Origin of the sequence: Streptomyces sp. NBC_00154 (assembly GCF_026342835.1) — a bacterium.
Taxonomy (GTDB): Bacteria; Actinomycetota; Actinomycetes; order Streptomycetales; family Streptomycetaceae; genus Streptomyces.
The window spans coordinates 7,005,953-7,029,528 of the sequence record NZ_JAPEMI010000001.1 but is presented as its reverse complement, the minus strand read 5'-3'; the positions used below and the strand labels follow the sequence as shown (position 1 = coordinate 7,029,528).

Here is a 23,576-nt window from a genome sequence, read left to right as displayed (position 1 = left end):
GAAAGCAAGCGTGGCGGGAGCCGACTCTCCCCAGCCGCGCGAGATCCGGCGAGATGAACTCCGACACGCAGCAGGACAGGACATAGCCTTCATGTATGGATCGCACATATTGACCTGCTCTCGGCGCGGCGTGGCCGCTGTCCTGGCCACAAGCTCATTGCTCGCCGTATTCACCACGGCCGCCCCGGCCTCGGCAAGCACGGCCGGCGCCACAGTGGGTGGTTCGAAGGTCGTCTGCACCTCGCAGAAGCCAAGCCTGGCTTCCCGCCTGTCCCATGACATAGCCGGTGCTCTCGACGGGCGGCAGGACACCTCGGCGCTGGCCCTCTACGACCGGATCACCGGAACCACCTGCGAGCTCAGGGCCGACACACACTTCGACTCCGCCAGTGTTGTCAAAGTCACGGTGCTCGGAGCACTGCTGCGGCAGGCCGAGGAGGCGCACCGGAAGCTGACTCCGCAGGAGGTGAAACTGACCACCGCGATGATCACCGAGTCCGACAACGACGCGACCTCCGCTCTCTGGCACCAGATCGGATCCGTCGGCTTCGAGAAGTTCCTGGCCCTGGCAGACATGCGGCACACCGTTCCGGGTTCCGGTGGAAGCTGGGGGCTCACCCAGATCACCGCCGGTGACGAGCTCCGGCTGATGCAGCTGCTGACGACGGAGAACTCAGTGCTCACCGCGACCTCGCGCGCCTACGCTCTCGATCTGATGGAGCACGTCACCCCCGGCCAGAGGTGGGGGGTGCCCGCGGGATCGCCCGCTTCGGCAACGGTTCACGTCAAGAACGGGTGGCTGCCGCGGGCGACCGACGGATGGCGGGTGCACAGCGTCGGCGCCTTCACCGGCAGCGGTCACGACTACGGCATGGCTGTCCTGTCGAGCGGCAACCTCACCATGGATTACGGCGTCGCCACCATCGAAGGAGCTGCCCGCGTCATCCATCGCGACCTGACCGGTGCGGGTTGACAGCGAGCCATCGACCGGACGAGCCCCGACCCCAGTGACCTGAGTCCCATATGGGTCGCGGGTTGTGTATGAGTTGAACTGGAACGTTGCGGTGGACTCCACGATCGTTCGTGCCCACCCGCATGCGGCCGGCGCCCGCACCAAGGCGCCCCGGCCGACGATCCGGACGACCACGCCGTCGGCCGGTCCCGCGGCGGACCGACCAGGAACATCAGCCGGTCCGTCGGGCGGACCGGCACAACGCCCCGGGTCCCGACGAGGGGCACCCGGGGTGTGTGCCGATGCAGGTGCAGGGCACCGGCGGTCCCGGCCAGGCAATCCTGCCTATCCGAACTGGCCGGGCTGGTAGTCGCCGGCGGGCTGCCGGACGATGACGTTCACGCGGTTGAACGCGTTGATCAGGGCGATCAGAGACACCAGGGCGGCGAGCTGTTCCTCGTCGTAGTGCTTGGCGGCGTTCGCCCAGGCCTCGTCCGTGACACCACCGGCCGCGTCGGCGATGCGGGTGCCCTGCTCCGCCAGCTCCAGGGCAGCGCGCTCGGCATCACTGAACACCGTGGCCTCGCGCCAGGCCGCGACCAGGTTGAGGCGCGTCGAGGTCTCCCCGGCATGTGCGGCGTCCTTGGTGTGCATGTCGGTGCAGAAGCCGCAGCCATTGATCTGGCTGGCGCGGATCTTCACCAGCTCCTGCGTCGCGGCCGGCAGCGTCGAGCCCGAGACCGCCTTGCCCGCCGAGACGACGTGCCCCAGGAACTTGGTTGCGACCGGGTTGCCGAAGAGGTTCAAACGAGCATCCATGGTGCCCTCCTTGCCGTTGTCGGTGCCTACACATCCCTGACGGAACAACTCGGCCGGACGTGACAGGACCACATGTGACGTGCGTCACCCGTGTCGCACCGCGGCAGGAGAGACCTGCGACGGCGTTCAGGACCGCTGCCGAGACGTCGTCGCCCCGCTCATCACGACCGATGATCCGGACGAAACCGCCTGGATCTCGGAGGGTGGTAGGCGGTGACCTGAATCGCCCGGATTCCGCGACTGCTCACGCGTCTCCGTTGCAGATGATGAAGCTGGGGAAAACGTGCCGTCCGGGTCGGCCGCCGATCTCGTCCATCGCTTCGCGAATGCTGCGCAGTTGGCTGATGGTCATCTGCAGCGGTGGCTCGTCGGGCTGATACGTGGTCAGGACCGGGTAGTCCACACCGGGCTCGTTGGTCATCTCGATGTGGCAGCCGAGGATGTGGGTGACGGGTCGGGTGTCAGCGAACGCGATCAAGCGGTCGACAGTTCTTCCGAAGGCGACCCAGTCCTCGACATAAAGCCGCCCCGGGTACACCGTGTCGCCGGTGAGCAGGAATCCGGTGTGCGGGTCGTAGAAGGTGATGGCCGCCTCATGGTGGCCGGGGGTGGCGAGACACTCCAGCACTCGGCCGCCGAGGTCGACCCGGGCCACCCGGTCCGGGTTGTCATTGAAACCGAAGTAGCCCCAGGCACTGCTCCGATCCGCCCGTACGACCGTGGTGTGGGGACGGTCGGTGAACTGTGCGTCGGCCGCGATGTGGTCGCCGTGGCCGTGGGTGTGCAGGACGAGCAACGTGTAGCCGTCCCGGGGATGCTCGGCCAACCACCGCCCGACCAGGTCGTCGACAACCCTGCGCAGCGGAAAGAACTGGGCGGACTCGGTGGCTCCGGTATCGATGAGTACAGCTCGAGTGTTGCCGAAGATCAGGAACAGGAACGGCGCCTCGTAGTTGATCGCCATGTTCTGGCGCAGGATGAACGTGTGCTCGTCGTACGCGTGGACCTGGATATCGGGGTCCGTGTTGTGTTTCGCCGACGGGGATCCGTGGATCCAGTTGACGGCCGGCAGGCGAGGCTCGGGCGCCTCCGACACAAAATCGACCTGCGTTTCGCTTCCGCCCATGACCTCTCCTGAGCGCGTCGTCTCAGCAGGCCGGGTACGGCGCGCACGTCCCCATAGATTCGCGTCTCCGGGCCGAATCTACTACGCGCAGATCGAGTTGATCAACGGTTCATCCGCTGGGCTCGATGAGCCGGTCCCCACTCCCCTTTGCGTCATGCTGCAGTCAACTGCCGGACAACGGCTTCGGCGACAGCTCTGGCACTGCCCGGGTTCTGACCGGTTATCAGCCGTCCTTCTTCGACGACGTAGGTTTCGAACGGCTCATCGGCCTTACTGTACTTGGCACCGAGCGTCTTCAGCTCTTCCTGCAGGTTGTAGGGAACCGCCTGCGCCCTGTTCGCCAGTTCCTCTTCGGGCCAGGAGAACCCGGTGACACTCTTTCCCCTGACCAGGGGCTCCCCGTCGCTCAGGGTCACATTCAGCAATCCGGTTACCCCGTGGCAAACCGTCGACACGACTCGACCTGTCTCATAGAACTTGCCCATCAGGCTTTCAGATCCTGACTCTGGGGAAAGTCGAACATGACTCCATGGCCGCCGGTGAGGTAAATCGCGTCGTAGTCTTCGACGTTCACCTCTGAGATCTTCTTGGTGTCCTCGAGGAGATCCATGAACCTTCTGTTCTCGTACCGCTTCCCGGTGTTCAGCTCCGCCAGCACCTCATGCGACAGGCTCTCGGGTCGATGGGGACCTTCCCTCCGGACGGGCTTGCGATATCCATCGAGAATCCGCTGGGCTCCGCCACATCCCAGAAGTGGGTCAACTCACCCAGCCAAATTCCCGTCCTCATGCCGGATTTCTTGTATTCATCGACATTGGTGACAACGACCAGAATTCTTTTGGTTGCAGCCACGACGCATCGCCTCCGCTCACATCGCACCCTCTTCAACCGTAGACCTGGAGAACTCGACCAACCACCCGTAACCGAGAGTGGCGATCCATGCGTATGCCGTTGGCCCGCAACTCAGCGCGAGGTGGACGCCCACGGACCGACGCCGCCGGTGCGCTCGCCGGAGTAGCGCACGACATAGCCGGGGCCCCTCGGCGCCGGGAATTCGGCGTCATGGGACATGTAGACCTTCGCCAAGCGGTTGAGCAAATCCCATGCGTCGTCGCGCGGCTGAACTTCGGCCCGCGCCCGCAACACGGCGTACTCGTTCAAGAAGACGCCGGGCACCCGCGGTGCGTCGAAGGACAATACGACCCGTGGGTCGCGCTCGATGTTGCGCAGCTTCACATGGTGCGACATGTGACCACTGACGAGATCATCGCCGTCCAGCCCGATCCAGATGACGGTCACCTGCGGGCTCCCGTCGGGGTTGATCGTGCTCAGGTGAACCATGGGCCCGGACGCGATCAACTCTCGCAGTTCACGCGGCAAACCGCTCATAGCTTGATCCTTACTGCCACGAGCTCACCCTATGTGTCGCTCGCTCCGAACGACCGCAGATCACGGCACGTTCACTGAGACGGGTCACCGGGGACGCGCACCCAGGGCCCGGCGGACGGTGAAGTCGGCCCGCTCGTGTACGAGTCGGAACCGCGCAACCGGCAGCCGTGACCGCTGCCGGCGCCAAGAGATGCGTAGTCTCCGAAAGTTCCCCGCGGCCCGCGCGCAAGGCATCCGCTGCCCGGTCTCACGTGCCCCTCACCACCCACCGCTCACGCGGCGAATATGTCGGCGAACTCTACGACCGAGGCATGCGTGAAGACCTCCGCCGTTCCATGGAACAGCACCGATCGGGTCCGAGAGGACGGGTCAGGAAAGGGTCGACCGTGAAAGGTTTCAAGTAGATTCCACGGAACCTAGCCTCGCACCATGAACGGCGTCAATGGCGCGGACTTGCAAATCTTTGAACCCTTTGCGTCCCCGCCCAAACCCTTGACAGGTCACTTCACTCACTCTAGTTTCCATGCCTGAAACGATTCATCGCCGAGTCGTATGGAGCCGAGCATGATCAGCAGAAGACGACTGCTCAGCACGACCGCCACGGCAGCCCTGGGGACGGCCATAGCCTCCGCCGCACCGGGCGCCGCCGCGCAGGCAGCTCAAGTCCCTGGGGCCGCCGCCGGAGGAACAGACGTGACGCAGGGCGTGCGCGTCAACGGACCGACCGTCGAGTATGTGAGCCACCCGCTCGGACTTGACGTGCCACAACCCAGGCTGAGCTGGCCCCTGGCGTCCGACAAGCCGGGCCAGGTGCAGACCGCCTATCAGATACGCGTCGCCGGCTCCCCGGGACGCCTCGCGAAGCCCGACGTGTGGGACAGCGGCAAAGTCATGTCCCCGGACTCCGTACTGGTGCCGTACGCGGGACCCGCGCTCTCGTCACGTACCCGCTACTACTGGTCGGTGCGTGTCTGGGACGCCGGGGGCAAAGCCTCCGCATGGAGCGAGCCGTCCTGGTGGGAGACCGGTCTGACGGCCCGGTCCGACTGGTCCGCGCAGTGGATCGGCGCGCCCGCCGAGCTGATCGGCGCCCCCGTGCTGGACGATGCCTCGTGGATCTGGTTCCCGGAGGGCGACCCGGCCGCCGGAGCTCCCGCGGGGACCCGCTTCTTCCGCGGCCGTGTCGACATCCCCGCAGGGGTGACCCGTGCACGCCTGGTCATGACCGCCGACGACGGCTACACCGCGTACGTGAACGGGACGCAGGTCGCGCACGCCGAAGCGGATGGGCCGGCGGAGAACTGGCGCCGCCCCGTCCTCGTCGACGTGACCGCCCACCTGCAGACCGGCGCCTCGATGATCGCCGTATCCGCCACCAACGCCACGGCCTCGCCCGCCGGTCTGCTCGGACTCCTCGAGCTGACCACCGCAGACGGGGTGCACGCCTTCGTCACCGGAGCCGACTGGAAAGCCGTCGATGAAGAGCCGGCCGGGGACTGGCGTTCCGCCGCTTTCGACGACACCTCCTGGCAGCAGGCGAAAGCGCTCGCGAAGTGGGGTTCGGGCCCGTGGGGAAAGGTGACACCGTCCTCATCGCCCGCCGCTCAGCTGCGCCACGAGTTCCGTCTGAAGCGCTCTTCCGTCGCCCGGGCGCGGCTGTACTCCACAGCTCTGGGCCTGTACGAGGCTCATCTCAACGGCGAGCGGGTCGGCGAGGACCGGCTCGCGCCCGGCTGGACGGACTACCGCAAGCGGGTCCAGTACCAGACGTACGACGTGACGAAACTGGTCCGGGCCGGGGCCAACGCCCTCGGCGTGACCGTCGCCACCGGCTGGTACGCAGGGAATGTCGGCATGTTCGGCCCGCACCAGTACGGCGAACGACCGGCGTTCCTCGCCCAGTTGGAGGTCACCTACGCCGACGGCTCGACCGAGCGTGTGCTCTCCGGCACCGACTGGCGGGCCGCGATCGGTCCCGTCACGAGCGCCGACATCATGTCGGGCGAGGAGTACGACGCCCGCCTGGAGACCGAGGGCTGGACACACCCCGGATTCGACGACTCCGCCTGGGTGGCGGCCGACGCCGTCGACAAGGTGAGCGCCGCTCTCGTGGCCGAAGCCGGCGGCCCCACGCGCGTGGAGCGCACGCTGCCCGCCAGGAAGATGACCGAGCCGAAGCCCGGTGTCTTCGTCTACGACCTCGGCCAGAACATGGTCGGCGCGGTCCGCCTCACCGTCTCGGGCAAGGCGGGGACGGCCGTGCGGCTGCGCCACGCGGAGGTCCTCAACCCGGACGGCACGATCTACACCACCAACCTGCGCTCCGCCCGCGCCACCGACACGTACACCCTCAAGGGTGGCGGCAAGGAGACGTACGAGCCTCGCTTCACCTTCCACGGCTTCCGCTACGTCGAGGTGACGGGCTATCCGGGCAAGCCACCGCTGAACGCCGTGGTGGGGCGTGTCATCCACACCGATGCACCCTTCACCATGGACTTCTCGACGAACGTTCCGATGCTCAACCAGCTGCACAGCAACATCACTTGGGGGCAGCGCGGCAACTTCGTCTCCATACCCACCGACACCCCGGCACGCGACGAGCGGCTCGGCTGGACCGGCGACATCAATGTCTTCGCGCCGACGGCCGCGTACAACATGGAGTCGGGACGCTTCCTCACCAAATGGCTCGTCGACCTGCGTGACGGTCAGTCGGACGACGGCGCGTTCACCGATGTGGCTCCCTTCGTCGGCACGGTCGGCAAGGGTGTGGCGGGCTGGGGCGATGCCGGGGTGACCGTGCCCTGGGCGCTGTACCAGGCGTACGGCGACACCCGGGTCCTCGATCAGTCCTGGCCCTCGATGCTGAAGTGGCTCGAGTACCTGGAGAAGCACAGCAGCGGCTTCCTGCGGCCGGCCGAGGGCTACGGCGACTGGCTCAACATCCAGGACGAGACCCCCAAGGACGTCATCGGCACCGCGTACTTCGCCCATGCCGCAGACCTCGTCGCCCGGGCCGCTCGGGCCCTCGGAAAGGACCCGGCACCGTATACCGCACTCTTCGCAAGCGTCCGTGACGCCTTCCGCGCGGCGTACGTCTCGAGCGGCGGCAGGGTGAAGGGCGATACGCAGACCGCGTATGTGCTGGCCCTGTCCATGGACCTGCTGGCGGAAGCCGACCGGGGACCCGCGGCCGACCGACTCGTCGAACTCATCAAGGCCAAGGACTGGCATCTCTCGACCGGATTCCTCGGCACCCCTCGCCTGTTGCCCGTGCTCACCTCGACGGGTCATACCGATGTCGCCTACCGGCTGCTCGTCCAGCGGTCCTTCCCCAGCTGGGGTTACCAGATCGACAAGGGCGCGACGACGATGTGGGAGCGCTGGGACTCCATCAAGCCCGACGGCAGCTTCCAGGACGCCGGAATGAATTCCTTCAACCACTACGCGTACGGTTCCGTGGGCGAGTGGATGTACGCGAACATCGCGGGTATCGCACCGGCCGCACCGGGATTCCGGAAGATCCTTGTCCGGCCCCGCCCGGGCGGTGGCGTAACCGAGGCGGAGGGACGCTACGACTCCGTCCGCGGCCCAGTCACCACCCGCTGGAAAGTGGACGAAGACGGATTCCGCCTCGCCCTCACGGTGCCCGCCAACACCACCGCCGAGGTATGGATCCCCGCCACCGAGGCTGCCCAAGTCACCCATGGAACCTCGGAGTTCATCCGGATGGAGGACGGCTGCGCCGTCTTCGCTGCGGGCTCCGGCACGCACCGATTCTCCAGCTGAGCTGTAACGACGTTCCGGTGACGCCCGATCCACATCGAATCACCCGCGCATGGACGGTGCGCGCAGATGGAGGCACGCCAGCATGACGGATGAAGTGAAGACAACATCGGGGCCGAATCGGCGAACGGTGCTCGAAGTGGGCTTCGGCGGTGCGGTGCTGGCCGCGGCCGCCGGGCTTCCACTGACGGCGGCCGGCCCGGCAGCGGCCACAGGGCCCACCGTGTCCGGCCGCCTGCCCGCGGCCGGGTCCTGGCACCGTTATGTACAAGGACCGACCGGGCGCATGGTGCGGCCGGTACGGATCGTCCGGTCGGACGGTGACGTGACGCGGCCCGACGCCCTCCTGACATCCGGCGGCAAGGTCACTGTCCTGCGCCGCGCCCAGCCGCCCGCGGCGCCCCGCTGGCCGGAGGGAACCACCGTCGAGGCGTCCTCCACACACGCGGGCAACAACGGTAACGACGGCCGGCCGCGCACGTACGAGGCCGGGAATGCCGTCGACGGCGACCTCGGCACGTTCTGGAACGACGACACCGAGCGCGACTTCCCCGACAGCCTGACGCTCACCACGCCCGAGGAGCAGGAGCTGTCGGGCCTGACAGTGGTGTCCAGCACGGACGGGGTGCCGACCGCTTTCACTGTGGCCGTATGGGCGGCCTCGGCGTGGCGGACGGTCGCCACGGTCACCGGCAACAGTGCCGTGCAGCGCGCCGTCCGCTTCGACACTCCGGTCTCCACGACTCGGGTACGGATCACGGTCACCGCCGCCCAGGACCTCGGCCGGGGCGTGTTCACCCGTATCAACGAGGTCTGGCCGGAAGCCGTGGACCCGGTGGTGGCCCCCAGTGTGACGCTCGACTTCGGCAAGGTCGTCGTCGGGTACCCGAAGGTGGACTTCGCCTGGGCCTCGGACAACCACCCCGGGGTGCGCCTCGCATTCTCCGAGACGCTGCAGTACCTCACCGACCGCTCCGACTTCACCCGCGCCGACCAGGCGGGAGGCGCCGGGCAGGGCACCGATCAGTACGCCGTACCGGCGGGCGGCGCATCATGGACGGACAAGAAGGGCTACGGTTCGGACGGCGACAAGGTGTACGCCGACGGACTGCACGGCTTCCGCTATCTCAAGATCACGCTGGACGCCCTGCCGTCCGACGCACCCGCCGCCCAGCCCTGGGGCACTGTGGCCGTCGACGCGGTGTCGCTCGACTTCACGGCATACGTCGGCACACCGGACTCCTACCGGGGCTGGTTCCTCTGCTCCGACGAGGAGTTGAACCGCTACTGGTACGGCGCGTCCTACACGAACGAGTTGGTCGTCGACACCTTCCGCAAGGACGACGTGGATCCCCGCAACGCCTTCAGCGCCTCGCTGGACGGCAAGCTGGTCCTGCACGACGGTCCCAAGCGGGACCGCGACCCCTATGTCGGCGACCTCGCGGTGTCTGGTCGCACCCTCTACCTCACCCACGACGAAGTGGCCGAGGCTGCCCGCAACGTGCTGGCCGACCTCGCCGAACACCAGCGGGACGACGGATGGATCCCGCCGGCCTCGATCAACAACTACACCCTTCCTCTGTTCGACTACCCGTTGTGGTGGGTGACGTGCAGCTGGGATTACCTGCTCTACACCGGGGACCGGGACTATGCGGCGCGCTACTACCCGCAGCTGCTCAAGGTGCTCGACACCTGGTACCCGAGCGTCACGGACGATGCGGGGCTGCTGAGCAAGGGACTCAACGGAACGGCCGGCTACGGCGACTACGCGTTCCTCGGCCGCACCGGCCGGGTCACCTACTACAACGCCAACTACGTACAGGCCTTGGGCGACGCGGCACGCATCGCCGTCCATCTGGGCCATGCCGGGGACGCGCAACGATGGCAGGAGCGGGCCAAGAAGGTCGCTCAGGCGATCAACACCCACCTGTGGGACGAGTCCGCGGGAGCGTATCTGGACTCCGCGACCGGCGCGGTCCGGCACGCCCAGGACGGCAACGCCATCGCCATCACCTCAGGCGTGGCCGACTCCGAACGGGCAGCCGCGGCGCTGGCTCACCTCGACAAAACGACAAAGCGCCGTTACGGCAACGCATTCATGGACAACGACACGCTCTTCGGAGGCGCCTCCCAGCGCGTGTACGCCTTCACTTCCTACCCGGAGTTCGTGGCGCGCTTCGAGACCGGCCTGGCCGACTCGGCGATCGACCAGATCAAGCGCACCTACGGATGGATGGACAGCCACGACCCCGGCATCACCCAGTGGGAGGGCATCGGCCCGGACGGCTCGCTGTACGAGGACGCCTACACGAGCATGGCGCACGGCTGGTCCACCGGGGTCCTGCCTGCGCTCACCCACCAACTGCTCGGCGCGAAGCCGACGTCGCCCGGGTACTCCACTTGGGAGGTACGTCCGCATCCCGGATCGGTGAACTGGGCACAGGGCGAACTTCCCACCCCACAGGGCCCGTTGGGCGTGGAGTGGGTTCGCAAGGACGCGACGTTCACTCTGACCGTGCGGGCTCCGCGGGGCACGCTCGGTGCCGTGGCCCTGCCCACGAACGGCCACCGCGTCACCGTGTACTCCGGCGGCCGGACGCTCTGGAAGAACGGCAGGGCGACCACATCCGCGGTGCGTCCCGAGGCCGGGTACGTGACTGTCTCCGGCCTCGATCAGGGCACACACCGGTTCACGGTGATGCGCGAGAGTTGAGGCTGAAGCTTGAGTTCTGCCGGCAGCCCGGCCGGTCCGGGTGACCTGCTCTCTCCGCCATGGCTGAGGGGCGGGGACCGGGCGAGTTCATCTCCGTCCTGCCCGCACGTGCGACCGCGGTCAGCGCGTACCTCGATCCGTGCGCGGCGGACAATGCCCGGGACGAGTCTCCGACCGGAGCTGCGTGAACCTCGAACGCGGACCCGCCCCGTAACGCGCCCTCGGCGGGCGGTTACGGGGCCGGTTCGGCAAGGAGCACATCAGCGGGTGGGATTCGCCGGCCGACGCGCTGGAGACGGGACAGCCCGTTTCGGTTGCGTCTATGGCGTAGCAGCTGACCTGCGCTACTTCTTATGCTCGACTGAAGTGCCCGGAATGGGCCGACTCTGTGCATCGCCGCTCACGCGGCGTCCGTCCGCTCGTGGCGTTCCTGCATGCGCGCGACGACCCGTTGCCGGCCCGGTCTCTTGGCCTGGCGAAGTTTGGCCTCTGCGGTGAGCACCGGAATCCAGAACAGCCAGCCCCACAGGCTGAAGTCCAGCACTCCGCTCCACACGAGCGCCTTGTTGACGCCGAAGGACATGACGAAGGTCCACACGTACGCTGCGACTCGATGGGCGAGCAGTAGGCGTATCCACGCATATCGACGCCCCCGCAGAAGCTCGACCGCCGCAGCCAGCTCCGCCGCCTGAAGGTCCTCTCCCCCATCCCCGGCGAACTCGCCGCGGGCGGATCGCCGCAGTGCGTCCGTGACCAGCACGCTCTGTTCCGCGGCGGCTGCCCCCTGAAGCCGTCCCATGGCAGCGCCGGCCTTCAGGTCGTCCCAGTAACCGCGGCCCGCCCAGCCGACCGCGTCGTCGACGCGCCGGCGTTCGGACGACCCGGGCGGCGCCAGTTCCTCGATCCTCGCCTGCATGTCCACCGCGCGCTTCGAGCGTCCCGGATAGGTGAAGGAGTCGGAGCGAAGGCACAGCTCCAGGTACGACACCAGGAGGCCGAGATCGTCCGGTGCGAGCGCGAGACCCTGCCGATAGGCGGCCTCGGCTTCGGTGTCATGGTCGTCCTCGTCCTCCGCCGCGTGTGCCTGTCCGAGCCAGCGGAAGAGATCCGGATCCGGCCCGAGCTCCTTGAGGCCGGCCTCAGCCGTCGTCCGGACAGCGGCATAGCCGCCTACCTCGAAGAGCTCTGAGCACCGCTCCACGTACTGCTGTCGTTCCACGTTCCCACCCCGGTTGACGAGATCAACACTCTCCGTAACGGTCCATGCAGCTGTCAATGGCTGCTCGGTCACAATTACGCAGGTCAGCGTCGCGGAGGGCGCGCCTCGGGGTGGGGTCGGACCAGCCGATGCCACGAACACGCCGGATGTGAGTTCCGAACGTACTCGGCCCACCGACCGGAGTGCAGTCACGCTTGGCCTGCGCGGAAGGAGTCACGGGGTTGGCACGGGTCCTGGTTCGGCGGTGCCTTTCCACCAGACGAAGACCTCGGTGCTCGGCCGGCGTTCGGAGAACCTGCCCGACGGGGAGACCTCCCGCAGCAGTCGACGCAGGTCCGCTTCGAAGTCGTCGCGGCGCGCGCCGAACAGGTGCGGAGCCGAGAACGACATCGAGAACGCCCACGCGACGACATCGTCATCGGTGCGCTCCAACGCCTGCCCGCCGGGCACTACATGGCGCTGAGGACCGGCGAATCCCGCCCGGGTGAGCACCGCCGCCTCACCGCCGGGTGTTCCGTGCGGCAGCGTCCCCCGGCCGGCTCGTCGGACCGGCCCCAGGTAGTGCCTGACCAGCTCCTCCACTGCCGCATAAGGGGGTGCCGGATATGGAAGACCGTCGACGGCTCGGGTCTCCGTCTTCAAGTCCGAGATGTGCACCAGCGCCCCGCCGGACTGGAGCATGTCCCTGACGGTTGCCGCCACCAGGTCGCGATCCATCCAGTGGAAGGACTGGCCGAAGGTCGCGACCGTGAACCTTCCAAGACCCGCGGGCAGATCCTCGGCCCGGGCCCGCACCCACTGCGCCTTCCCGGTCACTCCACGCTCGGCGGCCCCGCGCCTGGCTTCGGCGATCATCCCACTGTCCGGGTCCACGCCGACGATCTCGCGGAACAAGTGCGCCAGGCTCAGGGCAAGGGTGCCCGGTCCACAGCCCACGTCGACGAGACGCCCTCGCCCGTCGAGCCTCAGAACCTCGGCGAGCATGTCCGCCAGCCCGGGGGCGTACGGCAGCCTTCCACGCTGATAGTGGACGGCCGTGCCCAGGAACAACGTGTCGTCCCACTCCCAGTCGGCAACCACATGCACCCACCACCCTTCGCAGAGACAGTGCCTGCCCGGCGGCCCGATGATTCCACGGCTCGACGGCCGCCGGCGACCATCGGCGCAGCCCGTCGCCCCCAGCTCGGTGGTCCCTGCCTCAATCGACCACGCCAGGCCCCGGACGGCGAACCGGGCAAAGCGGGATTCGAACTTCCGAAGCTGCGAGGCGGACGGTTGCGCGGCCGGGTTTCCTGCGACGATGCCACGATCAGTTGTCCCGGGGCGTGGGGCCCGGCACCATACGGCCATGACTAGCGATCTGCTGCTCGGCCGGGCCCGGGAGTTGTGGACTGAGTTGGCGGTGGCGCCAGTGGAGTTCTCCTCGGGCGGGGCGAACGTTGTGGTCTCCCCCGGCTCGTGGTTGTGTCCGCCGCTGTGGACGGGGCTCGTGGTCCTCGCAGGTGCCGGCATCGTCACCGCGCCGAGTGCGCGGGCCGCCAAGCTGATGGTGGACGCTTCAAGGAAGCTGTCCCCCGAGGGACTCGTCGATGAGAATCGTCTGCGTGACGTGTTGCCCGTCCTCGACGTACTCGGGCCGGCCTCCCTCTTCTATCTCGACCGGGCCGACTTCCTTCCTGCGTATGGAGGCGCCGTTGTCGAGGAGGTGATGTGCGGCGACGGTGAGTTGGCCTCGCTCCTGGTTCGTGCTGGTGAGGAGGACGCAGGCGAGAGCGGCTTGGCGGACATCACCGCTCCTGCGTTCGTTCTCCGCGACGGTGACGACATTGTTGCCGCGGCCGGCTATCGAACTTGGCCGCGGTCGGTTGCTCACCTGGGCGTGCTGGTTGCGCCGGACTGTCGGGGCCGGGGGCTGGCGCGGGTCGTGGCGTCAGCGGCGGCGACTCATGCACTGGATGCCGGGCTGCTTCCGCAATGGAGAGCACGACCGCATCCGTCAAAGCGTGTGGCACTTGCGCTGGGCTTCCAGGATCTGGGTTCCCAGCTGAGCATTCGCCTCGGCGACGGCGGTGAATCAGTGCACCGTTGAGTCGGCCCCGCCCTGAGAGGAGTTCGCCGACAAGCACGCTCGGCGATCAGGAAGCAAGTTTGATGCCGGCGGCGATCGGGAGGTGGTCGCTGCCGGTGGCGGGCAGGGTCCGGATGTCGGTGACGGTCGCCGAGCGGGTCATGATGTGGTCGATCCGGGAAACGGGGAAGACCGCGGGCCAGCTGAAGGCGAAGTCCCGTGCCTGCGGGTTCATCTGCGAGGTGACAGGGGCCAGCCCGCGATCGTCCACCGTGCTGTTGAAGTCACCGAGGAGGATCACCTTGTCCAGCTTCTCGGCGGCGATGGCTGCGCCCAGCAGTCCGGCACTTTCGTCCCGCCAACCCGAGTCGAAGCCGCTCAGCCGGACACGGACCGAGGGCAGGTGGGCGACGTAGACAGCGATATCGCCCCACGGCGTACGCGCGTCGGCCCGCAACCCACGGCTCCAGCCCTCTTCGATCCCCTTGGGCTTGATGTCCACCAGGCGCACATCTGCCAGCGGGTATTTCGACCAGAGACCGACGGTGCCTTCAACGGCGTGATAGGGGTAGTCGGTCGCCAGGGCCGTCTCATAGAGCGGCAGCGCGGACGGCGTCAGCTCTTCCAGGGCAATGAGCTCCGGCGCGGCCTGGATGAGATCTTCCGCAGTACGGGCAGGAGCGGTGTTCTCGTCACTGACGTTGTGCTGGAGCGCCGTGATGTCGTGAACACCGCGGTCCCCGGAGAGGAGCAACCCGCCGAAGAGGTTCGCCCAGACGGCTGCGGGGAGAAGCAGGAACACCAGCGCGGTGGCCGAGCGGCGCAGCAGGGCCAGGACGAGCAGCACCGGGACGGCCAGGCCGAGCCAGGGCAGGAATGCCTCCAGCAGACTGCCCAGGTGGCCCACGGCGTTGGGCACGATCGCGTGGAAGGCCATCAGGCCGGAGGCCAGCACGGCAAGCGCCGCGAGAACACGCCCACGCGCCCAGGATGACTGGCCCTTGGCGTCCTTGCCCCACCGCTGACGCCACCGGCCGACGTGAATCGGCCACCACCGGGGCGCCGTAGTCCTGGATTCCGGCGCCACCCTGCTGGTCGCCCGCTTCACCATGTCCCACCCACCTGCCTCGGACCCGTCCTCGGCCCGGAGCGAGCACGACGTGCCCGATAGGACGCATGGCTCGGTGATCAGGTTCCGGCCCGGGAACATGGTGGTGTCCCAGGTGGATGAGCGTGCTGCCCGGCCAGTGCCGCCAGCCATCGCGTCCATACGCCTCCGTCCAGGAGCCGCGTCACCGACGGACGCAACAGCGCATCTGTCGCGGAGAACCGATCTGATCCGACCAGGGATTCCGGGTGGCGCACTTGTTCTGCTGCGCATCGAGGGAGGGGCGATCACCCTGGACGCGGCGGCCAAAGACGGGATCACCGAGCAGCGGGAGAGGACCCGACGTCAACCACGCGTGCCCACGCGGGCGGCAAGTCCGGAACGTAATCGGGATCGTCCTCGTCCCACGACCGGGCTGCAAACTGCCGGGGGAACAGACCCACCACCGTCCGGCACGGTGGTTGTGCGGTCGGCCAGGGCGTCTGCCCGTCTTTTGCTCCAAGCGGTCTCTTTCTCACTCTTGTAGCTGACGGCGCGCCATTGACAGCTTGATGCCGTGATCCTTCCCTTCACCCACGATGGTGAGACCGGCAGTGTGACGGTGACCCTTGAACAGGTTGATGAGCCGTTGACCAGGTGCCGGCTTCGATGATGTCGCTGCCGAAGGTGAGACGGTCGACGATGGCGGGGGCAACAGCGACGGGGAACGCCACCGGCCTGGAGGTCCCGTTCACACAGCCGTGCGGCCGCCGTCGACAGGCAGCACAACGCCCTGCACGAAACTCGCGGCATCGCCGGCCAGGTACGCGATCGCCTCGGCGATCTCCCCCAGGGAAGCCGGCCGCCCGGCGGGCGCCTGGGCGGCGAGGGTGTCGAGGTCCTCCCCCATGCCCGCCGTGCCCTCGGTCCGGGTCGGACCGGGCTGCACGGCGTTGACCCGGACCCCGCGCGGGCCGTATTCGGCGGCCCAGGCCTTGGTCAGCAGGTTCACGGCGGCCTTGCTCGAGCCGTACAGCGCCACTCCCGAGAAGCCGAGTGCGGCCGCCATGGTGCTGACGTTGACGATCGCCCCGCTGCCCCGCTCTGCCATCGCCGGCGCGAGTTCCGCCACCAGGTAGAAGGGAGCCTTCACGTTCAGCGCGTAGACGGCGTCGACCTCGCTCTCCGATGCCTGCTCGGTGGGCCCGAACGGATAGATGCCCGCGCCGTTGACCAGGATGTCCACCCGGCCACCACCCAGTTCGACGGCTTGTCGAGCCAACTCCCGGACCGAGCCGGCGTCCAGCAGGTCGGCGGCCAAGAAGTCGGCCGTGCCACCGGATTCCCGGATTGTGTCGACGACGGCCTCGCCGCGTGCTCGGTCCCGGCCCGCCACCACTACGTGCGCACCGCGCTCGGCGAGCACTTCCGCAGCGGCCGCCCCGATGCCGCTGGTCGCCCCGGTCACCAGCGCGACTTTCCCCGTCATCGATGCAGTAGTCACAGCCGCACCCTTCCCTTCTCGATGCCACGCCGCGGCTGATTCGAGAGAAACGGCCCGGGCGCGAGCGACTGGTGGTCAATCGGCTCGCACGATGGTGGCGAGTACGTCGTTGAAGGCTTCGGTGGAGGTGGGGTGCTGGTAAACGGCGTCGCGGAGTTCGGCCGCCTTGACGCCGTGCCGCATGGCGAGCGCGACAGTGTTGATGAGTTCCTGCGCGTCGATGCTGAGCAGGGCGGCGCCGAGAATGTCGTCGGTGTCGGCGTCGAGGACGAACTTCATGACACCGCGGGGGTCCTCGACGATGTAGGCGCGCGGCATGGCGATGATCTCGGCGACCGGCTGGCTGGCGATCTTCACCCGGTGTCCGGCTGCTCGGGCCTCCTTCTCGGTCAGCCCGATGGTCGCCAGCGGCGGGGTCATGAACAGGGTTTGCGGGATGGCCACCCGGTCCGCCGTGGAGCGCTTGCCCTCACCGATGAGCTGGTCGAGGACGATGCGGCTGTCGTCGAGGGAGATGTAGGTGAACTGCGGACCACCGTTGACGTCGCCGAGGGCGTAGATGTGCGGCTGGCTGGTGCGCAGGAACCCGTCGACCTCGACCGCTCCCCGCTCGGTGGTACGGACCCCGGCCGCCTCCAGGGCGAGGTCGCGGGTGGCCGGGGCGCGGCCGGTGGCGGCCAGGATGGCATCAGCCGCTAGGGAGTGCTCGTGGCCGTCCTTGTCGTAAACGACGGTCGCACCGCCGTCACCGTCGCGGACCTGGCGCACCTGGGCGCCGGCAATGATCTCGATGCCCTCGTCGGTGAGGATTTCCTGGGCTACGGCGGCGACGTCGTCATCGACACGACCGAGGATCTTCGGAGATGCCTCGAGCACGGTCACCTCTGAGCCGAACTGTCGGTAGATCGCGGCGAACTCCAGACCGAGGTATCCGCCGCCGATGATGGTCAGTCGTTCCGGCAGGACGGTGGTCTCGATCAGTTCGGTGCTGGTGACGGTGTACGGGCTGTCACGCAGCCCGGGAATGTCGCGGATGATCGGCTCGGAGCCGGTATTGATCAAGATGGTGTCAGCGGTGACCGTAAGGCGTTCGCGGCCTGCCTGGACCGCCACGGTGTGGGGGTCGACAAACGCGGCTTGACCGGTGAGGACCGTGACGGTCTCCATGCCGTTCAGCCCCTCGTAGTTGCCGTCGCGCATCATCTTCGTCACCGCTTGGACGTTGGTGACGGAACGCTCGTACCACTCCTGCGCCGGATCCTCCGGTCGGCGCTTGTTGGCGTAGTGGACCAGTGCCTTCGTCGGTACGCAGCCCACGTTGGGGCAGGTGCCTCCGTACATCCGGTCCGACCGCTCCACAAGCACGACCCGCTTGCCGAGGCGGCCCATCTTCGCGGCCACCGTCTTGCCGCCTTTTCCGTAGCCGATGACCAGGACATCAGCGTGGAGACTGTGGTTTGCGCCTTCCATGCTCACTTCCGATTCCATGGAGATTGGGCGTCAGCTGAGAGGGTCCTGCGTGAGCGCAGCGTCTTCGTCATCTCAACACCAACACCAACCCCTCGATGCCGCAACCTGCTTCGGCACCGATCGTCACCGTCAGTAGTCTGCATACAAGTAGACTCAGGTGGCCCCAAACAGGTGCATGCGGACTTGCGCACACAGGAACCCGAAACTTGCGCGAAGACCGGATGTCTCTCATGCGCACCCCCAGCCCACAGGCAAGCACCTGTACAGCCCAGGCGTCAGCGCCGCATCCCTCGACGGTGCCGAGCAGAATGCCCGTCACCCGAAGGGCCGAATGCCGGGCAGTGGGCGCCTGCGGCCAGTGGGATTCCCCACCGGCGGCCAGTTTGCTGGGGAAACAACTGGCCGCCGACGATCACCGGATGTCACGTGCTTCCCCCGACGAAGGCCGGTGCTGGAGCGGCCTCAGATGCGTCAGCTCTGCTCGGTCCGAGTGAGGAGTCCCCGCGGGAAGTCCACGTCCTTACCCGCGCCGCTCGCCAGGTGGAGCGGGTGTGGTCCCCGGGGCGATGTGTTCCCGTGCGGTGGTCAGCCGAGCCAGCGGCCGTCGCGCATGAGGTCCCGTCCCTGCAGCTCGTTCGCCTCCCGCCAGGCCTGGATGCGCCGAGGCCGGATCAGGAAGTATTGGTAGGGCTCGTCGAGCTCGCGCGGGTCGAAACCGGTCTTGGTCGCGAACGCGTCGCCCGCCTCCGGGCCGAGGTCGGCGATGCCCACCGGCTCGGCGGTGCCGTCGACGACGACGACGTCACGCGTCGGCCCGAGACTGAGTCGCACCCGGCCTTCCGCCAGCAGGTTGCGGCCGGTGACCGAGGCGCGCGGCGTCGAGATGAGGAACGCGGTCCCGTCCCAGAGGTACGAGAGCGGGATGAGGTGGACGCCGCCCGCGGAGCCCGACGTCGCGACCCAGAGATCGACGTCGCTCGCCAGTTTCGCGCGAGTGTCCCGCAGCCTCTCCTCAAGCCCACGCGGCGGCGCGCCCGTCATGCTTCCTCCAGTCACTTGGTGGAGAGCCCTTCCTCCAGGGGAGAGGCTCCGTCGGTCGTGGCGCGTCAGGGCGTGGGCGTCAGCGATGCGGCCTCCCAGGCGAACCCGTCCGGGTCGGTGAAAGGCCCGGCATCACCGCCGATCATGAGCCGGTGCGATCCGGTGCCGTCGGGAGCGACGCCGACGTCCTTGGCAAGGGCACGGCGCCTGTACAGCGCCAGCTTGACGGGACTCGACCCAGCGGCGAACTCGACGTACATGCGGCTGACGCTCTTCGCCACGGCAAGACCGCGCTCGACGTAGAACCGCTTGCTCGCAGCCACGTCTGCGACTCCCAGCAGGAGCACGATCTCGTCGATCTGCCGGGTGTCCGGGCCGGTGTCCTTCTTCGCCGAGGTCGCGACCTTCCAGATCGTCCCGTCCGGGGCTCGTACGACACCGCCGTAGCCCCAGAACGACTTCGTGGCAGGCTTCAGCGGCGTGGCGCCGGCGTCGAGGGCGGCGTCGATGAGGCTGTTGACGGTGGCCGGCTGGGACACCGTGAGCGCCAGTGTGAACCCACGGAAGCCGGTTGTGGGTGCCTCCGAGGCCCGCAGGTGTATCTGCCTGTCCAAGCCGAAGGCGGCGGTGTAGAAGCGGTTGGCGGCCGTGGGGTCGGCCACGTCGAGGGTGACGGATTCGATGGATGCCATGGCCATCACGCTAGTTGCGGTTCGGCGACCGGTGCTTCTTGATTCCTGACCGGTCTTGTCACCTGTTTTGCCACACACGGCGGCATCCCCGCCGCAGCGCCCGTTTCGCGGCGCCGGTAGGCGCTGGGCGGCATGCCGACCAGCTCGGTGAAGCGGGTGCTGAAGGTGCCCAGCGATGAGCAGCCGACCGCGAAGCAGACGTCGGTGACGCTGAGGTCGCCACGACGCAACAGCGCCGTCGCGCGCTCGATGCGACGCGTCATCAGGTACGCGTAGGGCGACTCGCCGTAGGCCAGCCGGAACTGGCGGCTGAGGTGCCCGGCCGACATGTTCACGCCGCGGGCAAGCGCCTCGACGTTCAGCGGCTGCGCGTACTCCCGGTCGATCCGGTCGCGGACGCGGCGCAGTCGCGCGAGGTCGCTCAGGCGCTGCGCCGCGGTGCGTGCGCGCCCCCACGAGGGGTGACACATGGGAGAACTCCTTTTCCTCGATGTCCGCGAGCACCTGGCTTGCAAGCGGCGGCAGGCGGCGAGGTGCTCGATGGCGATGACCGACCTGCCGGCGGCGGGACGGAGGCCGGGGGCGGCTCGGGCTCTGCGACGGCACGCCCGCCGAGGGAGTGGTCCAGGACAGCGGCCCGGAAGGACCGGCCGCCGCGTTCTTCGCAGGTGGTCGCGACGCCGGCCGTCATGGCCGAATCGAGGACCGTACGGCTCAGCGAATCTCCTGGATGCGGATCAGGTTGCCCGCGGGATCACGGAAAGCGCAGTCGCGGATGCCGTACGGCTGCTCCGTCGGCTCCTGCACGACCTCGGCGTCGCCGGCCTGCACCTTCTCGAAAGTGCCGTCGAGGTCCCGGGTGGCCAGCAAGATCCAGCCGTAGGTGCCCTTGGCCATCATCTCGGCGATGGTGCGGCGCTCGTCCTCGGTGACCCCAGGGTCGGCGGCAGGCGGCGCCAGGAGGATGGACGTGTCGGGCTGGCCGACGGGGCCGACCGTGATCCAGCGCATCTTGCCCTGTCCGAAGTCGCTGCGGACCTCGAAGCCGAGGGTGTCGCGGTAGAAGGCCAGGGACGCGTCCGGGTCGTCATGCGGGAGGGAGCTTGTGTGAATGGTGATGTCCATGACTGTCATGCTAGGCGCGGCTCCGTGACCCACGCTTCTCGATTCCTGATCGATCCGGCCACCTGATTCGCCACACAAAGTCGCACCCCCGCCGCCGCCCGTGCGTCGCCCTCGATCTCCTCGACCGTCTCCCAGGGGCTCACGAGCCGGGACAGCGCCTCCTCCTCCGCCGCCACCAGCGGAGCCCAGCTCGGCTTGTCCCTGCAGAGGCAGCCCCTAGGCTCCCCCCATGCCGAGCTCAGAACGACAGCGGATCAAGACCTTCCTGTCGGCCTTCGCACGCCGCCAGGCCGCGCGCACCGTTGACCTCCCCGGCGGGTTCGCCGTATATGACGACGCCTTCGCACATTCCCGCGCGAACAACCAGGTCATCATCGACACGGCCGTCGACTCCGAGGCGCTTGCTGCCATCGCGGAGGAGGCACTGAGGCATCTGCCACACCGACGGATCTCCATATTTGACGAGGAAGTCGGAACGGAGTGCACAGAGCCGCTGATCCGGGCCGGCTACACCCACTCCAGCCATCTGGTCATGCTGCACGCAGGTCCCGTACCGGTCGGCGGACTCGCGGAGGAGGTGGACCTGGACGAGATCCGTCTCCCACTCACCCGGCGCTGGCAGGGGCTCCTTCCGGACGTCGACGACGACGTCGTACGCCACCTTGTCGACCGACGCGAGGCCCGCCGCCGCGGTGCCGATGGCGTTCATTTCATCGGTACCCGCACGGAGGAGGGCGAGGTCGCCTCATGGGCCGACCTCTATCTGGACCCGGCAACCGGCACAGCCCAGATCGAGGACCTGATCACCTCGGAGGCTCACCTCAGGCGCGGTCATGCCGACGCCGTCCTGACCAGCGCCTTGCGCCTGGCCGCCGACGAGCACTGCGGTACGCGGTTCCTGACCGCCGATGCGACGGGCTGGCCACGCCGCTGGTACGAGCGCCGCGGCTTCTCCGTCATCGGTCACTCGCACAGCTTCGAACGCGGCTGATAGCGAGACAACCCGATTCACCGGTGGGCGAATCTTCAACAATGCGATTACCCAACGACCGGTGCAACTCCTGATCGAGGAGGAGGTCCTCATGGCCCGCACCAGGGGTGATCCGATCGCCAGATGTACGCGCCGGGGCGCTGGTTCTTCCGGACCAAGGCCCTTCTGCGTGTGCAGGTCGTGACGCCTCGGCGAGCCTGCATCCGGGGGAGGCCGGTGAGCGCGCGAGCTGCGTGCCGCCACTTCGGGGGCGGGGGGTGGCGGCACGCAGCGGTTCCGAGAGGGTGTCCGCGGTCAGTGGCGGGTGGGGGTCAGGTCAGCGGCGGTGTCCGCGGTCGTTGTTGTGGTGGTCGCGGTCGCGGTCGCGGTCGCGGTCGTGGTCGCGGTCGTGGTTGCGGTGGTCGCGGTCACGGCCCCAGGACTCGGTGTCGACGGTCCGGCCGTAATTGTCGCGCAGGGTGGCCGTGTCGGAGTAGTTGCTCCAGACGTAGTCGGTGCGGCGGTCCTGGTAGACGTCGGTGCGGGTGTCGTAGCCGCGTCCGGTGTGGACGCGGACGGTGGCCCGGCCGGCCAGACGGAGGTCGTCGAAGCGGTAACGGTTGCCGTCCCGGTCCGAGAGTGTCCATCCGTTCAGATTCACCGGCCGGTAACCGGTGTTGGTGACCTCGACCCATTCCCCGTTCAGCGAACGGTTGGAGTAGTCGTCACGGCCCGGGCTGTCGTACTGGATGCTGCCGAGCACCACACGCGAGTACGACTGGTGGTGACGGCCACGGTTGTGGCCGTCGTCGGCGGATGCCGGCATCGCCACGACGGCGACAACGGAACCGGCCGCCAGACCGGTAGCGACGAGACGACGGACAGTACGAGAAGCAGACACGTGATGTCCCCTCAAGTAGAGGCGCCCAGGCCCAGGTCAGAGCCATGCTGCGCGGTGCGGGTCCCGGCTCAACAAGCCGAGGACCCACACTCTGAACCACCCGCCCGCCTGTCGAAGGCGGCTTCGGCCTGCGTTACAAAATGCGGATATTTCCGTAACCGATGACTGTAACGGTCACAGACCCCGTATGAGCGTGGCCCTGACATTCGCTGAGTACGGCAACCACCCCGGCCACCCGCGCCAGCAAGCCCTTTCCGGCCCCTCCGTACACCGCGCCGCACCACCCCACGCCCCACCACCGGTCGCATAAATCGGGTAACAGGCACAATGCTTCACAGTTCGGGCGGAGCCGCCCCTCAGCCCTCCATCGCTCCTTCGTCTGGCGCATCGATGTGCTTCGCCCTCGTCATCGTCATCACGGTGACGAAGTACGGCAGGAAAGACCAGAGGATCAGGCCGAGATTGTTGCCGGAGCTGAACGCGAGTGGCAGGCGGAGCAGTTGCCCGAGCGCCTGAGGCAAGAGGTCCTGAAGCCAGTGGTCATCAAAACGCGCACAACCGGCGTTTTCATCACCGTCATCAAGAATGAAGCCTTCCAGGCCGTGGTTGAGATGCGATCACGGCGCCGGTGTCCGTCCTTGCGGTTGATACAGGTGTGGTGCGCGCGATCGTCGGGGTCCTGTCGTACCCGACCGGACCGGGCACAGGATGTCGGGT

General features: G+C 67.8%; 21 protein-coding genes. 5 read left to right on the top strand and 16 right to left on the bottom strand.

From position 1 onward, the window contains the following. Nucleotides 1-91 precede the first annotated feature (91 nt). Nucleotides 92-973, top strand: coding sequence for a serine hydrolase (locus OHA03_RS31465; RefSeq protein ID WP_267007096.1), 882 nt, complete (start codon nt 92-94; stop codon nt 971-973). A 324-nt stretch (nt 974-1,297) separates the two neighbouring features. Here OHA03_RS31465 and OHA03_RS31460 read toward each other — a convergent pair whose 3' ends face one another. From OHA03_RS31460 to OHA03_RS31440, 5 genes are all read right to left on the bottom strand, one after another. Then, on the bottom strand, nt 1,298-1,771 hold the full coding sequence (locus tag OHA03_RS31460) for a carboxymuconolactone decarboxylase family protein (RefSeq protein ID WP_267007095.1): 474 nt from the start codon (nt 1,769-1,771) through the stop codon (nt 1,298-1,300). A gap of 244 nt (nt 1,772-2,015) precedes the next feature. Then, nucleotides 2,016-2,897 (bottom strand): MBL fold metallo-hydrolase, encoded by an 882-nt coding sequence (locus tag OHA03_RS31455; RefSeq protein ID WP_267007094.1) that lies wholly within the window; start codon nt 2,895-2,897, stop codon nt 2,016-2,018. A 152-nt stretch (nt 2,898-3,049) separates the two neighbouring features. Continuing rightward, nucleotides 3,050-3,382 (bottom strand): DJ-1/PfpI family protein, encoded by a 333-nt coding sequence (locus OHA03_RS31450; RefSeq protein ID WP_267007093.1) that lies wholly within the window; start codon nt 3,380-3,382, stop codon nt 3,050-3,052. Further along, nucleotides 3,382-3,555 (bottom strand): hypothetical protein, encoded by a 174-nt coding sequence (locus OHA03_RS31445; protein ID WP_267007092.1) that lies wholly within the window; start codon nt 3,553-3,555, stop codon nt 3,382-3,384. The genes OHA03_RS31450 and OHA03_RS31445 overlap by 1 nt, the downstream gene beginning before the upstream one ends. A gap of 305 nt (nt 3,556-3,860) precedes the next feature. Next, on the bottom strand, nt 3,861-4,286 hold the full coding sequence (locus OHA03_RS31440; RefSeq protein ID WP_267007091.1) for a PPOX class F420-dependent oxidoreductase: 426 nt from the start codon (nt 4,284-4,286) through the stop codon (nt 3,861-3,863). A gap of 564 nt (nt 4,287-4,850) precedes the next feature. On the opposite strand from OHA03_RS31440, the gene OHA03_RS31435 reads away from it, so the two are divergent. Beyond that, entirely contained in the window at nt 4,851-8,072 is a 3,222-nt protein-coding gene (locus tag OHA03_RS31435; protein ID WP_267007090.1) for an alpha-L-rhamnosidase, read from the top strand. A gap of 82 nt (nt 8,073-8,154) precedes the next feature. Then, nucleotides 8,155-10,782 (top strand): alpha-L-rhamnosidase C-terminal domain-containing protein, encoded by a 2,628-nt coding sequence (locus tag OHA03_RS31430; protein WP_267007089.1) that lies wholly within the window; start codon nt 8,155-8,157, stop codon nt 10,780-10,782. 400 nt (nt 10,783-11,182) lie between these two features. Here OHA03_RS31430 and OHA03_RS31425 read toward each other — a convergent pair whose 3' ends face one another. Continuing rightward, entirely contained in the window at nt 11,183-12,001 is an 819-nt protein-coding gene (locus OHA03_RS31425) for a hypothetical protein (protein ID WP_267007088.1), read from the bottom strand. Nucleotides 12,002-12,214: 213 nt separating this feature from the next. Beyond that, a complete protein-coding gene (locus OHA03_RS31420; RefSeq protein ID WP_267008234.1) occupies nt 12,215-13,081 on the bottom strand; it encodes a bifunctional 2-polyprenyl-6-hydroxyphenol methylase/3-demethylubiquinol 3-O-methyltransferase UbiG in 867 nt (288 codons plus the stop codon). 268 nt (nt 13,082-13,349) lie between these two features. Here OHA03_RS31420 and OHA03_RS31415 point away from each other — a divergent pair, with 268 nt between their 5' ends. Next, a complete protein-coding gene (locus tag OHA03_RS31415; protein ID WP_267007087.1) occupies nt 13,350-14,090 on the top strand; it encodes a GNAT family N-acetyltransferase in 741 nt (246 codons plus the stop codon). Nucleotides 14,091-14,136: 46 nt separating this feature from the next. On the opposite strand, the gene OHA03_RS31410 is transcribed toward OHA03_RS31415, so the two are convergent. The 7 genes from OHA03_RS31410 to OHA03_RS31380 form a co-directional block, all read right to left on the bottom strand. Then, nucleotides 14,137-15,006, bottom strand: coding sequence for an endonuclease/exonuclease/phosphatase family protein (locus OHA03_RS31410; protein WP_267008233.1), 870 nt, complete (start codon nt 15,004-15,006; stop codon nt 14,137-14,139). A 901-nt stretch (nt 15,007-15,907) separates the two neighbouring features. Further along, nucleotides 15,908-16,645: an SDR family NAD(P)-dependent oxidoreductase gene (locus tag OHA03_RS31405; RefSeq protein ID WP_267008232.1), complete on the bottom strand. Its 738-nt coding sequence runs from the start codon at nt 16,643-16,645 to the stop codon at nt 15,908-15,910. Between the two features lie 90 nt (nt 16,646-16,735). Continuing rightward, nucleotides 16,736-18,130, bottom strand: a complete 1,395-nt coding sequence (locus OHA03_RS31400) for an FAD-dependent oxidoreductase (RefSeq protein WP_267007086.1) — start codon at nt 18,128-18,130, stop codon at nt 16,736-16,738. 585 nt (nt 18,131-18,715) lie between these two features. Beyond that, nucleotides 18,716-19,171 (bottom strand): pyridoxamine 5'-phosphate oxidase family protein, encoded by a 456-nt coding sequence (locus tag OHA03_RS31395; protein WP_267007085.1) that lies wholly within the window; start codon nt 19,169-19,171, stop codon nt 18,716-18,718. 65 nt (nt 19,172-19,236) lie between these two features. Beyond that, the gene (locus tag OHA03_RS31390; RefSeq protein WP_267007084.1) at nt 19,237-19,863 is read right to left on the bottom strand and encodes a glyoxalase; all 627 of its coding nucleotides are present in this window, start codon (nt 19,861-19,863) and stop codon (nt 19,237-19,239) included. 5 nt (nt 19,864-19,868) lie between these two features. Beyond that, nucleotides 19,869-20,333, bottom strand: coding sequence for a helix-turn-helix transcriptional regulator (locus OHA03_RS31385; protein ID WP_267007083.1), 465 nt, complete (start codon nt 20,331-20,333; stop codon nt 19,869-19,871). A gap of 244 nt (nt 20,334-20,577) precedes the next feature. Then, on the bottom strand, nt 20,578-20,988 hold the full coding sequence (locus tag OHA03_RS31380) for a VOC family protein (RefSeq protein ID WP_267007082.1): 411 nt from the start codon (nt 20,986-20,988) through the stop codon (nt 20,578-20,580). 229 nt (nt 20,989-21,217) lie between these two features. Between OHA03_RS31380 and OHA03_RS31375 the strand changes: the two genes are divergently transcribed. Beyond that, a complete protein-coding gene (locus OHA03_RS31375) occupies nt 21,218-21,979 on the top strand; it encodes a GNAT family N-acetyltransferase (protein WP_267007081.1) in 762 nt (253 codons plus the stop codon). Between the two features lie 316 nt (nt 21,980-22,295). Here OHA03_RS31375 and OHA03_RS31370 read toward each other — a convergent pair whose 3' ends face one another. Both OHA03_RS31370 and OHA03_RS31365 read right to left on the bottom strand, forming a co-directional pair. Further along, on the bottom strand, nt 22,296-22,859 hold the full coding sequence (locus OHA03_RS31370) for a lamin tail domain-containing protein (protein ID WP_267007080.1): 564 nt from the start codon (nt 22,857-22,859) through the stop codon (nt 22,296-22,298). A gap of 356 nt (nt 22,860-23,215) precedes the next feature. Next, nucleotides 23,216-23,380, bottom strand: a complete 165-nt coding sequence (locus OHA03_RS31365; RefSeq protein ID WP_267007079.1) for a hypothetical protein — start codon at nt 23,378-23,380, stop codon at nt 23,216-23,218. Between the last annotated feature and the right edge of the window lie 196 nt (nt 23,381-23,576).

Bases quoted from the DNA above. Each gene is read 5' to 3' on its own strand.
- OHA03_RS31455 (WP_267007094.1), bottom strand. From the start codon at position 2,897: ATGGGCGGAAGCGAAACGCAGGTCGATTTTGTGTCGGAGGCGCCCGAG.
- OHA03_RS31435 (WP_267007090.1), top strand. From the start codon at position 4,851: ATGATCAGCAGAAGACGACTGCTCAGCACGACCGCCACGGCAGCCCTG.
- OHA03_RS31450 (WP_267007093.1), bottom strand. From the start codon at position 3,382: ATGGGCAAGTTCTATGAGACAGGTCGAGTCGTGTCGACGGTTTGCCAC.
- OHA03_RS31465 (WP_267007096.1), top strand. From the start codon at position 92: ATGTATGGATCGCACATATTGACCTGCTCTCGGCGCGGCGTGGCCGCT.
- OHA03_RS31415 (WP_267007087.1), top strand. From the start codon at position 13,350: ATGACTAGCGATCTGCTGCTCGGCCGGGCCCGGGAGTTGTGGACTGAG.
- OHA03_RS31390 (WP_267007084.1), bottom strand. From the start codon at position 19,863: ATGGCATCCATCGAATCCGTCACCCTCGACGTGGCCGACCCCACGGCC.
- OHA03_RS31440 (WP_267007091.1), bottom strand. From the start codon at position 4,286: ATGAGCGGTTTGCCGCGTGAACTGCGAGAGTTGATCGCGTCCGGGCCC.
- OHA03_RS31460 (WP_267007095.1), bottom strand. From the start codon at position 1,771: ATGGATGCTCGTTTGAACCTCTTCGGCAACCCGGTCGCAACCAAGTTC.
- OHA03_RS31375 (WP_267007081.1), top strand. From the start codon at position 21,218: ATGCCGAGCTCAGAACGACAGCGGATCAAGACCTTCCTGTCGGCCTTC.
- OHA03_RS31410 (WP_267008233.1), bottom strand. From the start codon at position 15,006: ATGGCCTTCCACGCGATCGTGCCCAACGCCGTGGGCCACCTGGGCAGT.
- OHA03_RS31380 (WP_267007082.1), bottom strand. From the start codon at position 20,988: ATGGACATCACCATTCACACAAGCTCCCTCCCGCATGACGACCCGGAC.
- OHA03_RS31385 (WP_267007083.1), bottom strand. From the start codon at position 20,333: ATGTGTCACCCCTCGTGGGGGCGCGCACGCACCGCGGCGCAGCGCCTG.
- OHA03_RS31395 (WP_267007085.1), bottom strand. From the start codon at position 19,171: ATGACGGGCGCGCCGCCGCGTGGGCTTGAGGAGAGGCTGCGGGACACT.
- OHA03_RS31400 (WP_267007086.1), bottom strand. From the start codon at position 18,130: ATGGAAGGCGCAAACCACAGTCTCCACGCTGATGTCCTGGTCATCGGC.
- OHA03_RS31405 (WP_267008232.1), bottom strand. From the start codon at position 16,645: ATGACGGGGAAAGTCGCGCTGGTGACCGGGGCGACCAGCGGCATCGGG.
- OHA03_RS31430 (WP_267007089.1), top strand. From the start codon at position 8,155: ATGACGGATGAAGTGAAGACAACATCGGGGCCGAATCGGCGAACGGTG.